The 19,700-nt window shown below is 35.7% G+C and carries 13 protein-coding genes; 4 read left to right on the top strand and 9 right to left on the bottom strand.

All coding sequences use genetic code 11. From position 1 onward, the window contains the following. Positions 1–37: 37 nt before the first annotated feature. The 8 genes from DFQ10_RS15175 to DFQ10_RS15140 all read right to left on the bottom strand — a co-directional run bounded on the left by DFQ10_RS15175 (position 38) and on the right by DFQ10_RS15140 (position 14,854). A complete protein-coding gene (locus tag DFQ10_RS15175; protein WP_245940738.1) occupies positions 38–2,878 on the bottom strand; it encodes a gluzincin family metallopeptidase in 2,841 nt (946 codons plus the stop codon). Continuing rightward, positions 2,875–4,152, bottom strand: a complete 1,278-nt coding sequence (locus DFQ10_RS15170; protein WP_115818290.1) for a T9SS type A sorting domain-containing protein — start codon at positions 4,150–4,152, stop codon at positions 2,875–2,877. Before DFQ10_RS15170 ends, DFQ10_RS15175 begins: the two co-directional genes overlap by 4 nt. Before the next feature lie 27 nt (positions 4,153–4,179). Then, a complete protein-coding gene (locus DFQ10_RS15165; protein WP_115818289.1) occupies positions 4,180–4,866 on the bottom strand; it encodes an LOG family protein in 687 nt (228 codons plus the stop codon). A 171-nt stretch (positions 4,867–5,037) separates the two neighbouring features. Continuing rightward, positions 5,038–5,205, bottom strand: a complete 168-nt coding sequence (locus DFQ10_RS15160; protein WP_115818288.1) for a lmo0937 family membrane protein — start codon at positions 5,203–5,205, stop codon at positions 5,038–5,040. 125 nt (positions 5,206–5,330) lie between these two features. Then, the gene (uvrA, locus tag DFQ10_RS15155; RefSeq protein ID WP_115818287.1) at positions 5,331–8,159 is read right to left on the bottom strand and encodes an excinuclease ABC subunit UvrA; all 2,829 of its coding nucleotides are present in this window, start codon (positions 8,157–8,159) and stop codon (positions 5,331–5,333) included. 777 nt (positions 8,160–8,936) lie between these two features. Continuing rightward, positions 8,937–11,813, bottom strand: coding sequence for an AsmA-like C-terminal region-containing protein (locus tag DFQ10_RS15150; RefSeq protein ID WP_115818286.1), 2,877 nt, complete (start codon positions 11,811–11,813; stop codon positions 8,937–8,939). Between the two features lie 313 nt (positions 11,814–12,126). Next, entirely contained in the window at positions 12,127–13,014 is an 888-nt protein-coding gene (locus DFQ10_RS15145; RefSeq protein ID WP_181897654.1) for a phospholipase A, read from the bottom strand. A gap of 109 nt (positions 13,015–13,123) precedes the next feature. Then, complete coding sequence (locus DFQ10_RS15140; protein WP_115818285.1) at positions 13,124–14,854, bottom strand: T9SS type A sorting domain-containing protein; 1,731 nt, start codon at positions 14,852–14,854, stop codon at positions 13,124–13,126. 213 nt (positions 14,855–15,067) lie between these two features. Between DFQ10_RS15140 and DFQ10_RS15135 the strand changes: the two genes are divergently transcribed. Further along, entirely contained in the window at positions 15,068–15,682 is a 615-nt protein-coding gene (locus tag DFQ10_RS15135; protein ID WP_115818284.1) for a fumarylacetoacetate hydrolase family protein, read from the top strand. Positions 15,683–15,890: 208 nt separating this feature from the next. On the opposite strand, the gene DFQ10_RS15130 is transcribed toward DFQ10_RS15135, so the two are convergent. Then, on the bottom strand, positions 15,891–16,094 hold the full coding sequence (locus tag DFQ10_RS15130) for a hypothetical protein (protein ID WP_245940736.1): 204 nt from the start codon (positions 16,092–16,094) through the stop codon (positions 15,891–15,893). An 88-nt stretch (positions 16,095–16,182) separates the two neighbouring features. Here DFQ10_RS15130 and DFQ10_RS15125 point away from each other — a divergent pair, with 88 nt between their 5' ends. The 3 genes from DFQ10_RS15125 to DFQ10_RS15115 all read left to right on the top strand — a co-directional run bounded on the left by DFQ10_RS15125 (position 16,183) and on the right by DFQ10_RS15115 (position 19,536). After that, positions 16,183–16,590: a DUF2452 domain-containing protein gene (locus DFQ10_RS15125; RefSeq protein WP_115818283.1), complete on the top strand. Its 408-nt coding sequence runs from the start codon at positions 16,183–16,185 to the stop codon at positions 16,588–16,590. A 272-nt stretch (positions 16,591–16,862) separates the two neighbouring features. Beyond that, positions 16,863–17,918 (top strand): endonuclease/exonuclease/phosphatase family protein, encoded by a 1,056-nt coding sequence (locus tag DFQ10_RS15120; RefSeq protein WP_115818282.1) that lies wholly within the window; start codon positions 16,863–16,865, stop codon positions 17,916–17,918. Positions 17,919–17,964: 46 nt separating this feature from the next. Continuing rightward, positions 17,965–19,536 (top strand): hypothetical protein, encoded by a 1,572-nt coding sequence (locus tag DFQ10_RS15115; RefSeq protein WP_115818281.1) that lies wholly within the window; start codon positions 17,965–17,967, stop codon positions 19,534–19,536. The last annotated feature ends 164 nt before the right edge of the window (positions 19,537–19,700 follow it).

Here is a 19,700-nt window from a genome sequence, read left to right as displayed (position 1 = left end):
AATAAAATTGAATTTTTAACTTTTCAATAAGAATTTGCTAATACCATTTTCTTCTAAAAAGACCTAAAAGAACATTGGGGTCTACAGTAAACATAAAGCGAATGCGTTGGTCATAATTTTGCTCTCCAACTTCCCAACCAAGGTTAGAATACATAGGGAAATAGATTTCAAAATAGTCTTCTACTAGATTTAAGCGTATACCTGAATCATAAAGAAATTTGGCATTTTGATATTTGTTTTTTACCAAACCAACATCACCATAAAACTGAATGTACCTCCAAATAGAGGTGCTAAAATTAGCTGTGGTCATCCATTGGTTGGCAAAAGGTGTGTCTAATTTCGATTTAAAACCACCTTCTGCAATAATTATTTGTTGACTAAATAAGCCAGCAGACTCCGAACGTCCTAAATAGTTAAAATCGAAAAGATAATCAGTTGGTCTATCTAAAGCAAAGCTAAAATAATTAGAACCAGGATCAGAATTATTTTCTAAAAAGTAGCCTGCAAAAAATCTAAAATTGATATTTCTATTATTTTTGGTCAGCTCTCTAAATTCATAATTAAAAGATATTTTACTGAATTTATCAGCAATCTGAAGGTCTGTATTAAACTTAGAATAATTAATTATACCAGGATTAGAATGTGTATACCTTAAATTAAAAACGCCATAGTCTGGTTCATCTATAAGTACAGTGGCATCTTTTCCTAATTCTCTTTTAATACTGACATATCTCGCCATGATTTGATCTCGTTGATTAGATCTAAAATCGGAGTCATCTCTAAAATTAAAAGAAAGTGAAGGTCTTATTCTAGTAAAAAAGGCATCACTTGCAAAGGATTCATAGCTTGCAGCAAGGCCATATGTAATATCATAGAGTTTTTTATTTTCAATGTTATGCGTGTAATAAACAGATGTAGATCCTGTTAATGCTCTAGATTTTGTAGCATATTGAGGAGAAATGCGATAGTTTAAACGTTTTCTCAACATGGTTTTATTATACATCTTAGATCCAAGTGTTAACCCATCATAGATATTATTAAACTCAACCAAAGGCATAAAGAAAATCTGATTATAATTAGGGTCTTCAAAATCTTTAAGTAATCTAATTTGTAAGGGCTTGTCTTTTAGAAACGAGCCTTTTATGGCTTTAAAATTGTCACGTTGATTAAATTCTGGAATTACATTATCATAATCTAAAGAAAACTTTTCAGTGTTGTCCTTAGGTAACATAATCGTTTTGGTTCCTTTTATGTTTTCCATCCATAAATGGTCTGTAACCGAATCGTTTTGTAATTTATAAAGAGAAATTGGCATGGCATTATCTCTTTTGTTTTTTATTGTGAGTTGTAAAGAATCACCAATGGTTTTTATAGATTTAATTTTAAAATCTATCTTCTTTCTTGTATTAACGTAATCGGTGAAAAACCAACGAATATCTTTTTTAGTTTTGGAAGTGATATAAGATTCAAAATCACTAATAGTTATCGATTTTAGCTGATTATCTTGTAAGAATTCGGTAATCAATTGAGGTAATTCAATGTCTTCAGTAAATTGATCTAAGTAGTTAAGACCAACACCTGCTTTGTATTTTACCGCAATATTGGCATTAAACTTTGTTAAAGAATCTTTTGAGGTTGTTAATGGTTGATCAATATTTTTTCTCGCAACTTCCATGGAATACAGAAAGTACTGAAAGTTAAATTTTAAATCTGCAGCATGAAACGCTTTAATACCCCAAATATCTGCTAAAGTCCCAATAAGCTTCATGTCTGGATAGTATTCTTCAACATATTTAATGAGATAATAAATTTGAAGCCCTTCGCTTAACCAATGTTCTTTTCTTGGGTTCAGCAACAGAATATTATCTATATATTTCTTTAAAGCCGTTTTTACTAATTTTAATTCATATTGAAAATCATTAGGAAACGGACGGAAAAAGGCTGGTAATTGATTAAGCCCATAAAGCGGATTTTTTTGATAATCAATAGAAGAAACCAATAATTGCTTATGCGGATAAGTGCCTAGGTGTTTGGTGAGATAGCGAGTGACTCTATCCGTTAGTAATGCTTTTGCTGGACCTTGTAGTCCTTTTTCGCTAATGTTAGAAATTAAAATAAAATCATCGGTCTGTACAAAATTGTATTTGGGTAATTTTTTTAACGATAAGTACGTGTCAATACGGTCTTTACCACTAAGTATGGTGGTTTGTGTTTTGTCTTCCTTATTGGAATTTGCAGCATTAAAATCTAATTCTGAAGAGACTTTATAATTTCTTGGATGGGTGATTCTTAAAATAACATCGGACTTAGGTACAAATAAATCATCTAAGTTCTTATTGCTGTAATATTGCCATTGACCATCATAAACGGCAGGTGTAATGTACCAATACTTTAAATCAAAATCATTTGTTTTAGAAAAGCCATAACCTGTAAATGTAGCATCTGGTATTAAGAGTTGGTAGTTAAGTTTTATGGAATATGAGGCATTGGGTTGTAAAGGTGTTTCTAAGGTTACTTTAATCACATCAATATGATCCTTTAAGCGTTGGTGCTGTAAAGGAGTGTTATTCTCATTTTTAATAGAAGTGATAACAGTAAAACCACGTTGTTCACTTTTTGCTAAATGGAATTTTGTACTAAATTCTTCTTCAAAACGTTTGGCTAATGGCGTGGATTTGGTAGAATAACTATTATTCCAATCGTTAAGATAAATGTCTTTTAAAACGGTATTAGACTCGTTTTTATAAACAATGGTTTGCTCAACAATTATAGTTTTTGATTCTACTTTCACAGTAGCATTAATTTCCATAGCATTTTGAGCCACCATAGTGTAGCAAAAAACAAATAAAAGCGCTGCTGTGATTAGATTTTTATTCAATTAGAGATAATGAATTTTAAAGGGTTAACATTAATAGATGTGACGCTTAAAAAATAGAGACCATTTTCTAAATCTGAAACGTTAAAATATTGTTTAGTATCAGCATTCATTTGCAATGTTTTTACAGCTTGCCCTAGACTATTATAGATATTTAAGCGCTCGTTTTGAAATATACTAGTATTGACATTAACAATAAGACTATGATTGATTATCGTAGTTTCTAAACTAATAGTGCGAGATGAAATATCAAAATCTTCAACACTTAAAAAAGTGGCATCCGTTTCTAATGACAGTGTAACGGGAAGATGGTCGCTAAAATTGTGTAAATGATTTCTTAATGTATACGAAAATTGTGAGCCTGTGGTTTCACATTCCGAAGAATTTATAGATTTATTCCAACAAGAAGTTAAGCCATTATTGCCATAAACGCGATATGATTCTGGCACATAGGTCAAATTGGCCGAACTCATCATGTCTTCAGATGTTAATATAAAATCGAAACGATCATCAAAACCTCCCGTGGTGCCTCCCATGCCTGTTTGTGTTCTTGTAGATTGTGAAAACACATCAACATAACTAGAGTTGTTGTGCCAGCTACCAACACGGTTTGGTGGATCTAAAAACGTAATAGTATTGTTGTCACTTAATAAGGTTTGAAAAGCGGCTTCACTTCCTGTATAAACATTAAAATCACCACCTAATAACACATTGGTATCAGCAGGTAATGTATCTAAGTAAGTTTCTAAATCCAGAACCATTTCAAATCGTTTTTGTGCATTTGCAGTACCACTCGACGCTTTTAAATGACAAACAATAACGTATAATTCTATGGGATTAGTGGCTTGGTCTATTGTATTCAGTTGTAAACGATAAACATTAAAATCCCTTAAATACGTGGGTACAATAATTTCTTCTTGTAAACTGAATTTTGTGCTATCGTAATACAATAAATTTTGCAAATCATTTTGGTCACCAAAAGTATCATCAGACGTATTAGAAACATAAGTAGCCATTTCAAAATTGCTGTGAATAGCCGTTTTTGTAGTATTAAATACATCAATTGCTCCTGAGATATTATTTAATTCGCATACCAAAAACAAATCGGGTTTGTAGTCATTAAGTATGTATGCTAAGTCATTAATTCTATTAGGTACAGCATTTTCTAAAGGATAGTTTAATAAATTATAAAACATCACTTTAACTGTTTCTTGTGCAGAAACAGTTGAAAATGTGAATAGAAATAACGTGAAAAAACCAAGAATTTTCTTTTTCATAGCAGTGAATTAAAAAAATGGTTTTTCTTAGAAATTTGGACTAAGATCGTATTCTTTATAAAAGTCGTTAAGTATCTCAATAACCTCATCTCCAGTATCAACCAAATGAATAAGGTCTAAATCTTTTTCGCTAATGTTACCAGCATCAAGCAATGTAGATTTTACCCAATCCATGAGTCCACCCCAAAATTCAGTGCCCACTAAAATAATAGGGAAAACTTCAATTTTGTGCGTTTGTATTAAGGTGATAGCTTCAAATAATTCATCTAATGTTCCAAAGCCTCCTGGCATTACTACAAAACCTTGAGAATATTTTACAAACATTACTTTACGTACAAAGAAGTAATCAAAATCTAAACTCTTATCACTATCAATGTATGGATTATCATGTTGTTCAAAAGGCAATTCAATGTTTAGTCCTACTGAAGTTCCGCCTGCAATATGTGCTCCTTTGTTACCGGCTTCCATAATACCTGGTCCACCTCCTGTAATAACTCCATAACCGTGATCTACAATTTTAGTGGCAACTTCTTCAGCTAATTTATAAAATTTATGACCTGGTTTTGTTCTGGCTGATCCAAAAATAGAAACACAAGGTCCTATTTTACTGAGTTTCTCGTAACCACTTACAAACTCACCCATAATCTTGAAAATCGCCCAAGAGTCATTTGTTTTTATTTCATTCCAGCCTTTATTTTTACTTTCTCTATGCATATCTATTTTTAATAATTTATTATAGCATTATAAAAGCCATACGTTAATATGGCTTTGTCTCATTTTAGACCTCCAAATTTAAGCTAAAATGAGCAGATTATTTGGTAATTAGTAAAAAAATAAGCGTAGAAATTTAAAATCGCTACGCTTATTTTTTAGAGGTTTAGGTGGTTACAACGGTTTTCTTCCAGAAATAATATTATATAATATAACGACTATAGCAATGACTAATAAAATATGAATTAGACTGCTGCTACTCATTCCTGGGATAATGTTGAGAAGTCCTAATAACCACATAACGATGCAAATTACTGCGACAAGCCAAAGAATACTTTTCATGATTTTAGATTTTTTAATTGTTAGTTAAAACAATTTAGAAAATTAAATCGGGATATCATTTGTCTTTCATCTTACCCGTTAAGATCTTAATGAAATGAGTTAGCATTCTTACGTTTTGTAAGAAATTAAGCCAATTCCTTCTTTAGAAATTTAGCAGTGTAACTCTTTTTGTCTTTAATAATTTGCTCTGGTGTACCTTTAGCGACCACTTGTCCGCCTCCTTTTCCACCTTCGTAACCGATATCAATAATATAGTCTACGGTTTTTATTACATCGAGGTTATGCTCTATAATTAAAACAGTATTGCCTTTATCAGCTAATTTGTTAAGGACTTTCATGAGGACTCTAATATCTTCAAAGTGTAAACCTGTAGTTGGTTCATCCAAGATGTAAAAAGTGTTTCCTGTATCGCGTTTACTTAATTCTGTTGCTAATTTGATACGTTGCGCTTCACCACCAGAAAGTGTGGTAGATTGTTGCCCTAGTGTAATGTAACCTAAGCCAACATCTTTTATAGTTTTTAACTTTCGGTGAATCTTAGGTATATTTTCAAAGAAATCAACGGCTTCTTCAATCGTCATATTTAAGACATCACTGATTGATTTGCCTTTGTAACGAATCTCTAAAGTCTCTCTGTTAAAACGTTTTCCTTGGCAGGTTTCACATTCTACGTATACGTCTGGTAAGAAATTCATTTCAATTACACGTAATCCACCTCCTTGACAGGTTTCACAACGGCCTCCTTTAACATTGAAACTAAAGCGTCCTGGCTTGTAACCACGAATCATGGCTTCTGGAATCTTAGCAAACAAGCTTCTAATTTCATCAAAAGTCTTGGTGTAGGTCGCTGGATTACTTCTAGGCGTACGCCCAATAGGGGATTGGTTAATATCAATCACTTTATCTAAATGCTCTAAACCTTTAATGCTTTTATAAGGCATTGGGACTTTAACTCCATTAAAATAATGGGCGTTAAGAATTGGATAGAGGGTTTCGTTAATTAAGGTCGATTTACCACTCCCTGAAACTCCAGTAATACCAATCATTTGGCCTAAGGGTAATTCTATATCTACATTCTTTAAATTATTGCCTGTGCAACCCTTTAAAACTAGTTTTTTACCGTTACCTTTCCGTCGTGTTTTAGGGATTTCAATAGTCTTTTCACCATTAAGATATGCTGCTGTTAATGTGTGTTGCTTTAGTAAGGCTTTAGGTGTACCTTCACTGATAATTTCTCCTCCATGCTTTCCTGCAAAAGGACCGATATCTATCACATGGTCGGCGCGTTCTATCATGTCTTTGTCGTGTTCAACGACTATCACAGAATTCCCAACATCTCTCAAAGAGATTAAAGAGTTAATCAGCTTTTCATTATCACGTTGGTGTAAACCAATACTTGGTTCATCTAAAATATAGAGCACACCTACTAATTGCGAGCCAATTTGCGTGGCTAGCCTTATACGCTGTGCTTCACCGCCAGAAAGGGATTTAGAACTTCGGTTTAGGCTGAGGTAGGTAAGACCTACATCAAGCAAAAACTGCACACGACTTCTAATTTCTTTTATAATTTCGGCAGAGATTTGTTGTTGTTTGTTTGATAAACGGTCTATTAAACCATCTAGCCATTCTCCTAATTCTATCACATCCATTTTTACTAAGTCTGCAATACTTTTGCCATCCACTTTAAAATAAAGTGACTCTTTGCGTAAGCGTGAGCCTTCACAAACAGGACATTCTACATTGTCCATATATTCTTTGGCCCAACGTGTTAAGGATGTGGAATCTGAATTGTACTGAGTTTCGATAAAATTAGCAACGCCTTCAAAGTCTATTTTATAGTCTCTAGTAACGCCTAGTAATTTACTTTCTACGGTAAACTTGTCTTTACCACCATAAAGGATAATTTGTTTGGCGTCTTCCGGAATGTCTTTCCAAGGGTCGTTTAAAGAGAACTCAAAGCGTTGTGCTATGGTTTCAAACTGTTTAAAAATCCAGCTTTTCTTTTGTGGTCCATGTGGTGCAAGCGCTCCATTTTTAATAGAAAGAAATTCATCTGGCACTAATTTATTGGCGTTCACTACATACAATTCCCCAATACCATTACAGTTAGGACAAGCTCCTTTTGGTGAGTTAAAGGAGAAGTTATTAGGTTCAGGGTTAGGGTAGGAAATACCAGAAGATGGACACATTAGATTCCGGCTAAAGAAGCGAGGTTCATTAGTGTCTTGATCAATGACCATCAATACGTCTTCACCATGATACATGGCTGTATTGATGCTTTCCATTAAGCGTTTTTCATCGTTTTCGGTGTTATCAATTTTTAGTCTATCAATAACAATTTCGATATCGTGGGTTTTGTAACGGTCTAGTTTCATGCCCTTTTCGATATCTACAATTTCGCCATCGGTTCTTACTTTAACAAAGCCTTGTTTGGCAATCTGTTCAAATAATTCGCGATAATGTCCTTTTCTTGAGCGTATTACGGGCGATAAAATATTAATCCGTTTGCCTTGGTAGGATTCTAGTATCAGGTCTTTAATTTGCTCGTCGTTGTAGCTTACCATTTGCTCGCCAGTTTCGTAACTGTAGGCATCTGCGGCTCTTGCGTAGAGTAAACGCAGAAAGTCATAGATTTCGGTAATGGTACCTACTGTAGACCTTGGCGATTTGCTTGTGGTTTTTTGTTCTATAGCAATCACAGGAGAGAGGCCGTCGATTTTATCCACATCTGGACGCTCCAAACTACCAAGAAACTGACGTGCGTATGCCGAAAAGGTTTCGATATAGCGACGTTGTCCTTCTGCGTAAATGGTATCGAAAGCCAAGGACGACTTTCCACTACCAGACAAGCCTGTTATTACCACTAGTTTGTCTCTAGGGATAGTAACGTCTATGTTTTTTAGGTTGTGAACGCGCGCTCCTTTAACTTCAATTGAATCGTTGAATTGGCTCATATTTGGTTTTATCCTCCTGTTGTTTTTAGCAAAGTTGCAAAGGTACAAATTATGCCGCTAATTTTGGTTACGGCTAAAATCATTTGAACTGAGGTTGATGTGGTTGGCGTTATTGAGGTCGCTTGGTGGTTGGTGAACTGGTTTTGTTGTAGGAAAAAACAGGGTTTCACCCGACTATGACCCGACTATGACCCGGCTATGATGCGGTTATGACCCGAGTATGGTTTTTGGTTGGTAGTTGGTGGTTTTTGGTTGTTGGTTTTTGGTGTTATGTTGGTTCTCGATACATTTTGTCTTTCTTCGTTTCACTTTGAAAGACAAAACACTCGAACTGACGTTGTTGGTTATGACTGACGTGGTTATGACTGATGTGGTTGGTTGTTGGTTTTTGGTTGTTGGTTTTGTGTTGGTTCTCGATACATTTTGTCTTTCTTCGTTTTACTTTGAAAGGCAAAATACTTGAACTGACGTTGGTGGTTTTTGGTTTTTGGTTGTTGGTTAGGTTTTAGAGAGGTTCTCGATACATTTATGTATTCTTCGTTACACTTTGAATACATAAACACTCGAACTGACGTTGGTGGTTATGACTGACGTGGTTGGTTGTTGGTTGTTGGTTTTTGGTGTTTAGTTGTTGGTTTTAGAGAGGTTCTCGATACATTTATGTATTCTTCGTTTCACTTTGAATACATAAACACTCGAACTGACTTGGTTGGTTGTTGGTTTTTGGTTGTTGGTGTTTGGTTGTTGGTTGTTGGTTTTTGGTTTTATGTTGGTTGTTTATTCTTTTGTTTTTAGACTGTCTGATTTTATTTGGTTGATGTCTTGTTGTAAGGTGTTTATTTTGTTGGTGGATTCACTGTTTCTTAGGGCCTCTTTTCGTTTGTTGAGGTCTTCTAATTCGGTATTAATGGTGTTGGCTTCTGTGGTTTCGTCATTAAGGTCTTTTGATTGTTTCCCTAATTTTACATTAAAATCTTCACTGGTGCCTTCAATAACCACAGGAATGCCAATGAGTCCCAAAGGTGGTAGTCCAATACGCATTTTAAGACTGAGATTACCATCTAATGTGGTTTGCCCTTCGGCTCTTAATCTAAAAGGGCTCACTTTAAATTTAAAACGTTCTATGTCTAACACATTATTGTTTACCGTAGAATTAATGGTGATCTCAGAAATTTTAGGGTCATTTAAGGCGTCGAATCCTGATTTTTCAGAGACTTTACCCATGAGTTTATACCCCTCAAATTGCACGTTGTGCACCTTTAAAGTGCCTTTGCCTTTTAAAGATGGCATTACTGGTAGCATGGTGTCATCTAAAACGCCTGCGATGTCGTAGTCTATAGAAACGCTACCCGAAGCTTGGGCAGCAGCAGGTGCTAATTCTTTAAATAGCTCCATGCTGTTGTACCCTTTTTCAATATTTAAATTTTTGGCATCTAAATTTAAAGAAAATAAGGCTTCTTTAAGTGATGTCGGTTGGTAGAAGCCTTCAATTTTAGCACTCCCTTCTACCATGTTTAAGGTGCTGTTTTTTAAGAAGAGCCCTTGGTCTTTTAGTCCTAAATCTCCAGAGAGCCTTGTGATGATAAGGGTGTTGTAGTTTAGGCTATCTATATTTACTTTAATTGCTAGGTCTAGGTTTTTAGGGATTTGCATTACACCACTTACTACATTTTCAATGGTATTTGTATTGGTGATGCTGTCCGTTTGGGAGCTTAATTGTTCTTCTTTTGGAAAGAATTCTGTGATATCTATTTTAGGAGCTTTTAGTTGTACATCTCCTTGCAAGACCCCTTCAGATAATAAAGCGTAGTTGAGATAATTTTGAAAATACCCATCCATAACTACATCCGAAGATTGATGTTTCACCGTTAGATTGGTAAAGGCCATTTTATCATTTAGAAATAAAAATTGACCTTCGCTGATCTCTACAGGATATTGTAGCACATCGGTTGTAAAGGCAAGGTCTTTCAGGCTTAGCGTACCACTATTGGTATTTTTACTTTGTGGCTTATTCACTTGTCCTTTTAAATGTGCGTCTGCCGTAAGTTGGCCGTTGGTTATGGCTAATGGTAATGCAATGACTTCATTTAGTGCTGTGAAATCGATAGTGCCCTTTCCTGTTATGTCGTATTCCGGTTGGTCAAAATTCTTAAAAAAGGCAGCGCTGGTAAATTGATTATTCAGAAAACTAAAGTTTAAGGCTTTAATAGTTAAGGTAGATGCGTCGTATGTTTCTCCATTGTTTTCTATAATGGCATCTAATTCAATCGCTTTTATAGGTTCTGGATGTCCGGAAGTTTGTAGAGATCCATCGGTTAATTTCAATATGCCGTTGGTTTTAGGTAACCTAGATGTCTGTGGTTGGTAAATACCATCTGTATTGATGTCTGCTACCAAAATACCATTAAAACTAAGGTCTGGTAAATTTAGAGTTTGGTTAAGGATATTCAGGTTGAGATGCGATTTAATGGCTGACTTCACATATAATGAATCCGCTTTACCGTTGATGTATGCATGACCATGCGTCCGCTCCTCGTTCAGTGTGAAATCTAAAGTATCTACTTTTACATTGAACCGCTCATTGGTGATATCTCCTTTAAACTTTAGGTATAGGTTCTCTAAGGCTTCTTCGGCTTTGTGATGTTTTACGGTACCATTTGCAATGGAAACCTCCAAGTCCATCTTATTTACAGCAGCAGCTTCTGGCACGATGCCTGAAAAACCAGCCAGTTGCAACTTCGCCTCTAAATCTCCTTTAAGGGTGACCTCTTTGGACCATTCGGCATACTTTGGTGGTAAGGCAGTCATTACTTTTTCTAGGGTGCCATCTTCAGTTTTAAAATGTAAATTGTAAGCGACTCCGTTTTCAAACACATCTAGGTTGCCGTTAAAATTCACTTTCAAATCATTTAAAGAAATGGTATTCTTATCTAAGGCCACCGACAAGTTTTCGGAATCATAAATGGTGAAGGATCTGGCTTTTATTTTTTTGCCATTTAAATAATCGGTATGATTAAACGTGACATCTACACTGGTGACATCTAAGCGCGAGCCCAATTCTAATTTGCCATCCACAATGCCACCTCTACCATTGTAATTAAGACCATGAGAGCTTATGGTTAAACCGTTGGCATTGTCTATGTAATGTATAGACGCATTGTCTAGTTGTAATCGTTTGAGGTTAAGATTTAAGCCTGATGCTGTAGTGTCTTTGGCGACTGCAGTGGTATCCGTTGCTTTGTAAACATCGTAATTTGTTCTGCCAAAGGCATCTTTAATGAGATAGATATTACAATCGGTGAGGTAGGTTTGGTTGACTACCACTTTATCTGAAAAGATGAGTTTGAAGACATTGACTCCAAATCCTAATTCTTTCGCATTAATTAAGGTGTCTTTTTCAAAGGGTTTGGTGCTGGCTAAACTGACTTCTTCAAATGAAAAGGTTAGTGCAGGGAAATGATTGAAGAATGAAATGTTAGAGTCTTTAAACTGCAGTTTGGTGGTTAGATTACTATTGATGCCTTTTTTTATTTCATTAGAAATGATATCATTAAACATTGAAGGAATCGCAAATAGACTTACTATTAGTAATCCTAATAGTGCTAAAGCCCATTTTAGTGCTTTTCTCCAGTTATTTTTATTTGCTTTTCCCATTAATGTACTGCTTGCTTAACCAATTAAGCCGTCAAAATTAATCTTATTTTTAATGTGGTGTGTTTTAACTTCGTTAATAGTTTGTTAGTGTTTGGTTGTTGGTGGTTGGTTTTTGGTGGTTGGTTTTTGGTTTTTGGTTTTTGGTGTTTGGTTTTTGGTTGGTTCTCGATACATTTATGTATTCGTCGTTGCACTTTGAATACATAAACACTCGAACTGACGTATGTGGTTATGACTGACGTATGTGTTTAATGCCAATCCTAATGCTAATGCTAATGCTGGTGTTTGGTAGTTTTAGTTGGTGGTTTTTGGGTTACCAATTGGCGAAAGAGATGCCTAGGCCTATGGTGTTTTGGTAATGGTTGTAGTCTATTAGGGTTTCTCCGTAGCCCGAAAAGAATTGGGCATGTATATTTAAGTTTTGGCTGATGGGATAGAGGTAGTTAAATTGAATGCTGCCGTGGTTGTCCTTTAGTGCAAATGAATTGGTGCCAATGGCATAAAACGTATGTTGCTTGAGTTTGTAAATGGCGGTGACGCTGCCTTTACCAATATAACTTGTGATTAATGGGTTTTCGTCTTCGCTATCTGGTATTCTAATCCAAGGGGTGAGTAGTAGGGTTAGGTTTTTGCTTTCCATAGCCAATTTAAAGACGACTCTGTTCCAGCTGCGTGAGCGTGGTAAATCTCTACCGTTAGATTGGTGATTAAAACTCACACTTGCCATTTTTATATTAAAACCAGCAAAGGTTAGGTTTAGAGGGTAGGTGAAAATCAATTCGGGTTCATAGTTGAGTTCTCTGAAGGCTCTTGAAATATCGGTATTGAAAATCTGCCAATGTGCGACTTGGGTATAGCCAATCCATAAATCGCCTTCGCCAAACAAAATTGATTCGGCTATTTTGGTTTTAAAACTCAACTGGAATTTGGCTTCTAAGCTGTTGTATTCAATTTCGTCGGTAACGGAATAGTCTGGATTTTCACTGTATGGTAATCTGTTAGGACTATCGGACCATCTAAACGCTGCAATATAAATGGGTTTGTAGGCTGTGATTTTAAAGGTGCCTTGTTTGTTTTCTTTATCTAAATCCCAAACGGTTGCAATCGATTTGTAACGTGTTGGTTTATCTAGAAGTGTTTGCGCTTTCAAATTAAAACATACTAATAGTAATAGCCACAAGCTTAGTAGTGTTTTTGTCATGTTATGAGATGTCTTAGAGGTCGCAAAGCTATTTTATAATTTTCAATTTATACAGATGAATCTTTGTTTTTTAATCCTTGCGCTATAGGACACTGCAGTGCTCAGGATTTTAATTGGTTTTTAACAGCTTGTGTGTGGCGGTTTGTCCTTTACTGTTTTTAATGTAAATGATATAGAAACCAGTAGCTAAGGCGTTCACATCTAATGGTGTGGATTGGGCTGTGATTGCTGTGGTCATTACTGTTTTTCCTAAGGTATTTACAATTTGAATGTGATAGTGGTCCGTGGTTTTTAAGTCTAGCGTTACACTGCCATTGGTAGGGTTAGGATACAAAGTCGTTTCCGTTAACTCTTGTGTTGTGGTGCTTAGGTTTTCATTTATAGAAAAGTCGGTTACTACCGGAAAGTGATCGGATGCGTTAATGGTATCAAATGGAGCGAGGTTGTATTGTGTTAAGCGTTCTAAGGGCATCACTTCGGTTTGTAATACAAACGATTTTTGAGCTGACAATGTGTGGTCTGAAAAAATGATGTAATCTAATTTACCAGGAGGAAAACCTTGCCCATCGGATCGCCAGGTGTAGCCCATTCTTTCATCGGCTTGCAAACAATTTTGTTCTGTAAGATCTGTATCATCCCAATCTAAAGGAGCTCCATTACCATAGTTGGCAGTATTTTGTATGTCTCCTGTTTTTAACGTGATTAATTGTTGTGCGTAGCCTACTAAATTCAGATCTCCAGAATACATAAATGGAGTGTTATTTTCTAAGGTGATAATGCCACCTGGTGCTTTGGCATCTAATATAAATGCCGCGTATTGATCGGCTTGATCTTGGCGCGCTGCATCGGCATCGCAGCAATTTAAGTGTGCATTGGTAAACAGTAGGTCTGTAGGGTAGGAGCTTGGTAAATCAATGAGCACTGGGAATTGCCTTGTGAGGCTTTGCCATTGTTGTATAATTTCCCATCGTGATGCGGTGATGAGTCCACCTAGTTTTTCAACATACCAACCTTGCGAAGTGCCTGTAGGTAACCACAGATCTAAAAGCGATTTCACGGTATTTTCTGTGGTGTCCCAACATTCAGTAAACCCTATAATATCTGGTTGAATGGTGGTAATAATACTCTCAAAACGTTGGACTCTATTGGCATCATCTAGCCCATTAAATAAGGTGTTGTAGGCAAGAAGTCTAATATGTTCAGGGTTCGCTTTAACGAGGTCTATTGGTGTGTATGGAGTTACGGGAGTCTCATCAAAGGTGTATGAAAAGGTGCTGCCTGTATTGGGTAAGTTATCGGAGTTGTCATTATTTTTTAAGACTATTTTTATGGTAGGTGACGGAAATAAAGGATGCACGCCATCTGGTATTTGATGTCTGCCTATGGCGATTTCGAATTCGTTAGACGTTACTGTGGGTGCTGCTCTTAATTTTATGCTCGACAAGTTCAACTCAGCATAAGGTACTACATTGTAATGTGCTAATAAGTCTTTGAAGATAATGCCAAGTTCTGAGCCATAACCCTGTTGAATGTCATAGCCAGTACTGGCATTGTTGTCGGTGTCTATAAAGAGTCTTATTTGTTGCGCTATTAAGTCGTCTGTTAAATCGAACTCTACATTCGCTTTCATTTTAATGAATAAGTACTCATCGTCATTAGTGACTTGAAGCTCTAGCAAATCTACACCAGTCAGTGATTCGCTGGTATCTGTGTAGGTGGTTAAACTGGCGTTCCAATCGTCAAAAAGACCATCAATAGTTATGGGAGCAGATTGCGACCATAGACTGCCTGTATATAGTACTATTGCTAAGAAGCCCAAGAACTTAAAAGTGACGCTCATTTGTTTTTTAAGTAAAGTTACTGAATTTATGTGTTGGTACTGTTTTTTTTCATGATTTGTAAGGCTGTAGACTGCTTTAAGTGGTTGTATGATTCTTGGGCTATTGTCTGCTTTTTTTATGGCTTTAGGCCTTCCTGTTTTTTCGCTTTTTACAATTCATAATGCCGAGATTATTGTATCTTTATTCTATTAAAAACATCAAATTCAAAATACATGAAAATTATAGGCATTGGCAAAAATTACGTCAACCACACCTCAGAGATTAGTGCTATAAAAACAGGAGCACAAACGATATTTACGAAGCCAGACTCTAGTTTGGTGACTGGTAATAAAGACATTCCGTTTCCTAAAGTGACCCATCAATTGGCTTACGAGCTGGAGTTGGTGGCTAAAATAGGGAAGCAAGGTAAAGACATTGCGCTTGCTGATGCTGAGTCTTATATTTCTGAAATTGCAGTGGGTATTGATTATACGGCCAAAGATGTGTTGGCAGCCAGCAGAGAACATAAAGGTCCTTGGGCTTTGGCAAAAGGCTTTGATGGTGCGTCACCTATTTCTGGTTTTAAACCTGTTTCTGATTTTCCGGATTTGAGTCAAATCAATTTCGACTTAAAGATTAACGGTGAACAAAAACAAATAGGTACTACCGGTCTTATGATTTATAATTTTGCTGAGATTATTGCTTATGTTTCTTCATTTATGACTTTAGAGCCAGGTGATCTTATTTTTACTGGGACTCCGGCAAGTGGTACGGGTTTAAATGTGAAAGGAGATCATTTACAAGCTTCTATTGAAGGAGACTTGTTGCTTGATTTTAAATTGATATAATCACCTCTATGATGGATTTGGCCGCTGACGCTAGTTGGTGGCTTAATGCCATGAAGGTTGAAGCTTATGCAATAGGGCAATGCGTTTAGATGTTGTAGCACTTTGTGGTGCTTAGTCGTTACGGTCTATTTTGATGTACGCGCGTATCACCAACACTGCCCAGATGATTATACACACCGAGACAAAGATGGATAACGAGAAAATGATTTCATTGGCCTCCATTGATGATCTGTTTTATAAAGATGACTAATCCTAAAATAGTTGGTACCCAAAGTCCTATAAAGATGGCATGAAGCTCATCTCCGGTTAAGAACATATATTCAGCAACCACAATAATTAAAGCACAGAGTGCTAAAATAAAAAGGTTGAGCGCTCCTATTTTTTTTGTAAAATTCATTCGAGGTGGATTCATTAATAGGTTTAAATTTAATAAAATTTTATATTAATTTCTTATAAATGCCCTCTAAAGGAGGTTTATCTTTGTAAAAAGCCTGAACGTTATGTCTAAAGCGAAAAAACCAGATCAGATTGTATTTAATGAAGATACGCAACGTTATGATGCGTACTTAATGCCGTATGCCACTAATGTGGGTGCGCCAGCGATACAGGTTACGGATAATTCGTCTTGGAAAACCCGAAACATCCACAAGGCCAATAAGCAAATTAAAGCCAAGTATTTAGAGCTAAAGGCGGAGTACGAAAAGATGATGACGTCGTTAGAGTACAACACTCTTGTGTATAATGCGCGTTACACTTTTGAGCCACTAGTGGGTGAGACCTATCACTTGTACAGGGATAAAAAGGAGCAACCGTTTTTGTCTATTATTGCGCCAACGGATTGCAATTTTGACTACATCGGCAGTTTTTTGCTTGATAGTGAACTGATTTGGAACAAGGTTGAGGTTTAGTTGAACGGCTACAATAGCCTACTTGTTTTTAGGCTATACACTTCATATGTAGCTTATTAAGGTCTTTTTATGGTATTATACAGAGAATTTTAACAGTTGGTCTAATTTAAAACCATGCTGTGCTTATATTTTATAACTTACTAGCAATTCCCTAAGTACCATACCCTTAACGGTACAGGATTAACATAATTCGTTGTTGATGCACGATAGTCATAGTACCCCATTTGGGCACAGTGTACTGTATTATAAATTCAACTTAAAACCAACGACTTATGTCATTAAAGATTTCTACTTGGAATATAAAACACGCCAAAGATTTAATTAAAGACCCATCCACACAAAATAGTCTCAATCGTAGGCAACGCGTACAAACCACCATACAGCAGATTGATGCCGATATCCTCTTATTGGTAGAAGGGCCAAAAGGAGAAGCCGCTATTCTCGATTTTTGCGCTATAGTCTTACAAAACGAATGGATTCCTATTTTACTCAAAGGTGATAACGACCAAATTGGTGATCGCGATCGTGATTATGGTAACCATATGCGCGGCACCCAATGGTTATGGTATTTGGTAAAGCCTGCTATTGCAGCACGTTGTCGCTTACAAGATCCGACAGTTTGGCAAGCCTTTATCACAGCCGATCGCTGGCAGGTGAATTATTGGGGTAAAATTATACCTGACGACCATAAGCATTACCGCCATCCGCAGGTACTGATTTACGAACTCGATAATGGGCAAGAGATTGAATGTATTGGAGTACACCTTAAATCTAAAATTAATTTAACCAGTATAAAGCGCGATGCCCAAGGCAATTTAGAAGGAGATTACTTAGAAACCGCACTAAAAGCCAGAGTGAAGTTAGCCACAGAAGCCCGAAACATTCGCCATTATATTACGGCTAAGTTCAATCAATTAGAAGCACCAGGAATGTTGCTGTTGGGAGATTGTAACGATGGGCCAGGGCAAGATTTTTTTGAAAGTCAGTACCTCTTTTTTGATCTCATTCAAAACCTACAAGGAGATGTGCTCTCAGCCGAAAGGTATTTTAATCATGCCCTTTTTGATTATAGCGCTGACTTACGATGGACCTCTCGCTTTAGAGATCCCATTCTCAACATACCAGCCAGCCAAAACCCCTTGCTTATCGATCATATTTTAATGAGTCAACCACTATGTAATGGTAGTTTTCCGCTTAAGGTGAATGCTAAAGCCGGACGTGTTGAGCATGAGGTTTTTGAGCGTGCCAATGCAGGTTCTAATGCTAGTACACGGACTAGTGATCATAGGCCTGTGTCTTTGACTTTGAGTGCGACTGTTGTGGTGTGATGCTCTTGCTTTGACTTTTAAATATTAACCAATAACCAATCCTATTATGAAAATTAAATTGTTATTTCTATTCGTCTCTATTGGATTATTTGCTCAGAATGATAAAACGCTTGTTTTTAATCGATATATTGAGTTAGAACAGGATGTGAGTGTTAAATTAGCCTCGAAAAAGTTAGTTTCAGACTACTCTTTTGATAAGCTTATTTTAATAGATTTATCTTACTTGTTACTTGGTGAAACAAGCCCTAGTGAAGGACTAGAAGCTACTTTTAATGAAGATAAAAATAAAATTTCTTTAAGTGGAGGTATTTTTTCTGGACAACATTATCTGGTTACTGCTAAAGGTGATTTTAGTACTACAGATAAAGGTATTTATTTTTTTGATGAGAATAATGGTAGTACCGATGCTAAAATTTCTATTAATTATTTTCATTCAATTTGGTCAACACGAAAATATTTTAAACCAATTAAGAATAAAAAGGTTCAGAGAGGGTTTTATAAAATTGAGACAGCTAAGAGAAAGAAGATTGCAGATTTATTAAAAGACTATCATTATTCTTGGATTTTGTTGACGCATAAAGGTATCCCTGTAGAGAATTTAGAATCTACAATTGAGGAATTAAATGCAGCTGTAAAAAAGTATAACTATGTTTTAGAATTAGAGGATGATTTTGTTGAAAAAGTTGATTCTGCTCATGTAAATACTTTTATCAAGGAAAAAAAAATGAGTTCAAGATCAGCAGTCGTAATTCAATCAATTATAATTAAAGATGATGATAACAACGAGGTAACTCTATCAGTTAAACCTGAAAGCTCTCAAAATATACATGACTTAAAACTGGATTCTTATGATATTGAAAAGGCAATTACTCTTTATGAAAATACACTAACCTCAATAGATTCAATTACCGACATTATAAGTACGACAGAAATTGAACAAGCACAACCTTATTGGAATAGTAAAAAGTTAATTTATTATGGTGCGTCACCCTTTTATTCACGTGAGACTATATCAAAGGTTTATACATTTAATGAGAGTTTATCCTTTGATAAACAGTTTAATGATGCAATTGGAGATTTGTTTGGTGTTGATTTGCAAGTTGGTTATTTCTATCAAACTAAGCCAGAATTTAACTCAATAGTAAAAACATTTTACACAAGAGTAACTGGGCAAATAGCAAGAGGGTCTAATGTTGATGGGTTTAAAAAGCAAACTTATGAATTTCCATCTACTATAGGCGATACATTAAGTACAGGGATAATTACAAATCCGAATAAAATTGAAGGTAATTATAATACCGATGGCCAACTGTATAATTATGGTTTGAAGACGTCTGTTGGGGTTGAAGCTTATCTATATCCAAGTACACATTTTGGTTTATTTGGACAAATAGGCTATAGTCATGTTGAATTTGATGCCGGTAAAGGCAAGGATAGTGAAATTTACAACATGCGTTTAGGTATTTTGATGAATTTAAAGTCTAAGGAAAAGAATTTTGCCACGCTACAGTTTTTTGCAGACCGGTCTGATCTGAGTAAATCCCCTAATAGCGAAGACAAAGATTTACGTTTTGGCTTTAAGTTGGGTATACCGTTTTATTTTAAAAGTCAATTATAAAGCCATGTCTTATCAGTATTAATTAAATAGTAAGGTTTTCCGTAAAGGAAAGTTAAGGAAATACTATACATTTCACTTTGTAAATTAAAGGGTTTTTATATCTTTAATCTCCCTTAATTAATTTCGTAGTTGACTGATATATTCCACTATATATAGTGGAAGCA

Origin of the sequence: Winogradskyella eximia (assembly GCF_003386165.1) — a bacterium.
Taxonomy (GTDB): domain Bacteria; phylum Bacteroidota; class Bacteroidia; order Flavobacteriales; family Flavobacteriaceae; genus Winogradskyella; species Winogradskyella eximia.
Note: the sequence above shows the minus strand (reverse complement) of the source record. Positions and strands in the feature narration are given on the sequence as shown.

Excerpts from the sequence above, each read along its gene's own strand:
- uvrA (WP_115818287.1), bottom strand. The coding sequence starts at position 8,159 with ATGAGCCAATTCAACGATTCAATTGAAGTTAAAGGAGCGCGCGTTCAC.
- DFQ10_RS15150 (WP_115818286.1), bottom strand. The coding sequence starts at position 11,813 with ATGGGAAAAGCAAATAAAAATAACTGGAGAAAAGCACTAAAATGGGCT.
- DFQ10_RS15130 (WP_245940736.1), bottom strand. The coding sequence starts at position 16,094 with ATGAATCCACCTCGAATGAATTTTACAAAAAAAATAGGAGCGCTCAAC.
- DFQ10_RS15160 (WP_115818288.1), bottom strand. The coding sequence starts at position 5,205 with ATGAAAAGTATTCTTTGGCTTGTCGCAGTAATTTGCATCGTTATGTGG.
- DFQ10_RS15135 (WP_115818284.1), top strand. The coding sequence starts at position 15,068 with ATGAAAATTATAGGCATTGGCAAAAATTACGTCAACCACACCTCAGAG.
- DFQ10_RS15165 (WP_115818289.1), bottom strand. The coding sequence starts at position 4,866 with ATGCATAGAGAAAGTAAAAATAAAGGCTGGAATGAAATAAAAACAAAT.
- DFQ10_RS15145 (WP_181897654.1), bottom strand. The coding sequence starts at position 13,014 with ATGACAAAAACACTACTAAGCTTGTGGCTATTACTATTAGTATGTTTT.
- DFQ10_RS15125 (WP_115818283.1), top strand. The coding sequence starts at position 16,183 with ATGTCTAAAGCGAAAAAACCAGATCAGATTGTATTTAATGAAGATACG.
- DFQ10_RS15140 (WP_115818285.1), bottom strand. The coding sequence starts at position 14,854 with ATGAGCGTCACTTTTAAGTTCTTGGGCTTCTTAGCAATAGTACTATAT.
- DFQ10_RS15170 (WP_115818290.1), bottom strand. The coding sequence starts at position 4,152 with ATGAAAAAGAAAATTCTTGGTTTTTTCACGTTATTTCTATTCACATTT.
- DFQ10_RS15115 (WP_115818281.1), top strand. The coding sequence starts at position 17,965 with ATGAAAATTAAATTGTTATTTCTATTCGTCTCTATTGGATTATTTGCT.
- DFQ10_RS15120 (WP_115818282.1), top strand. The coding sequence starts at position 16,863 with ATGTCATTAAAGATTTCTACTTGGAATATAAAACACGCCAAAGATTTA.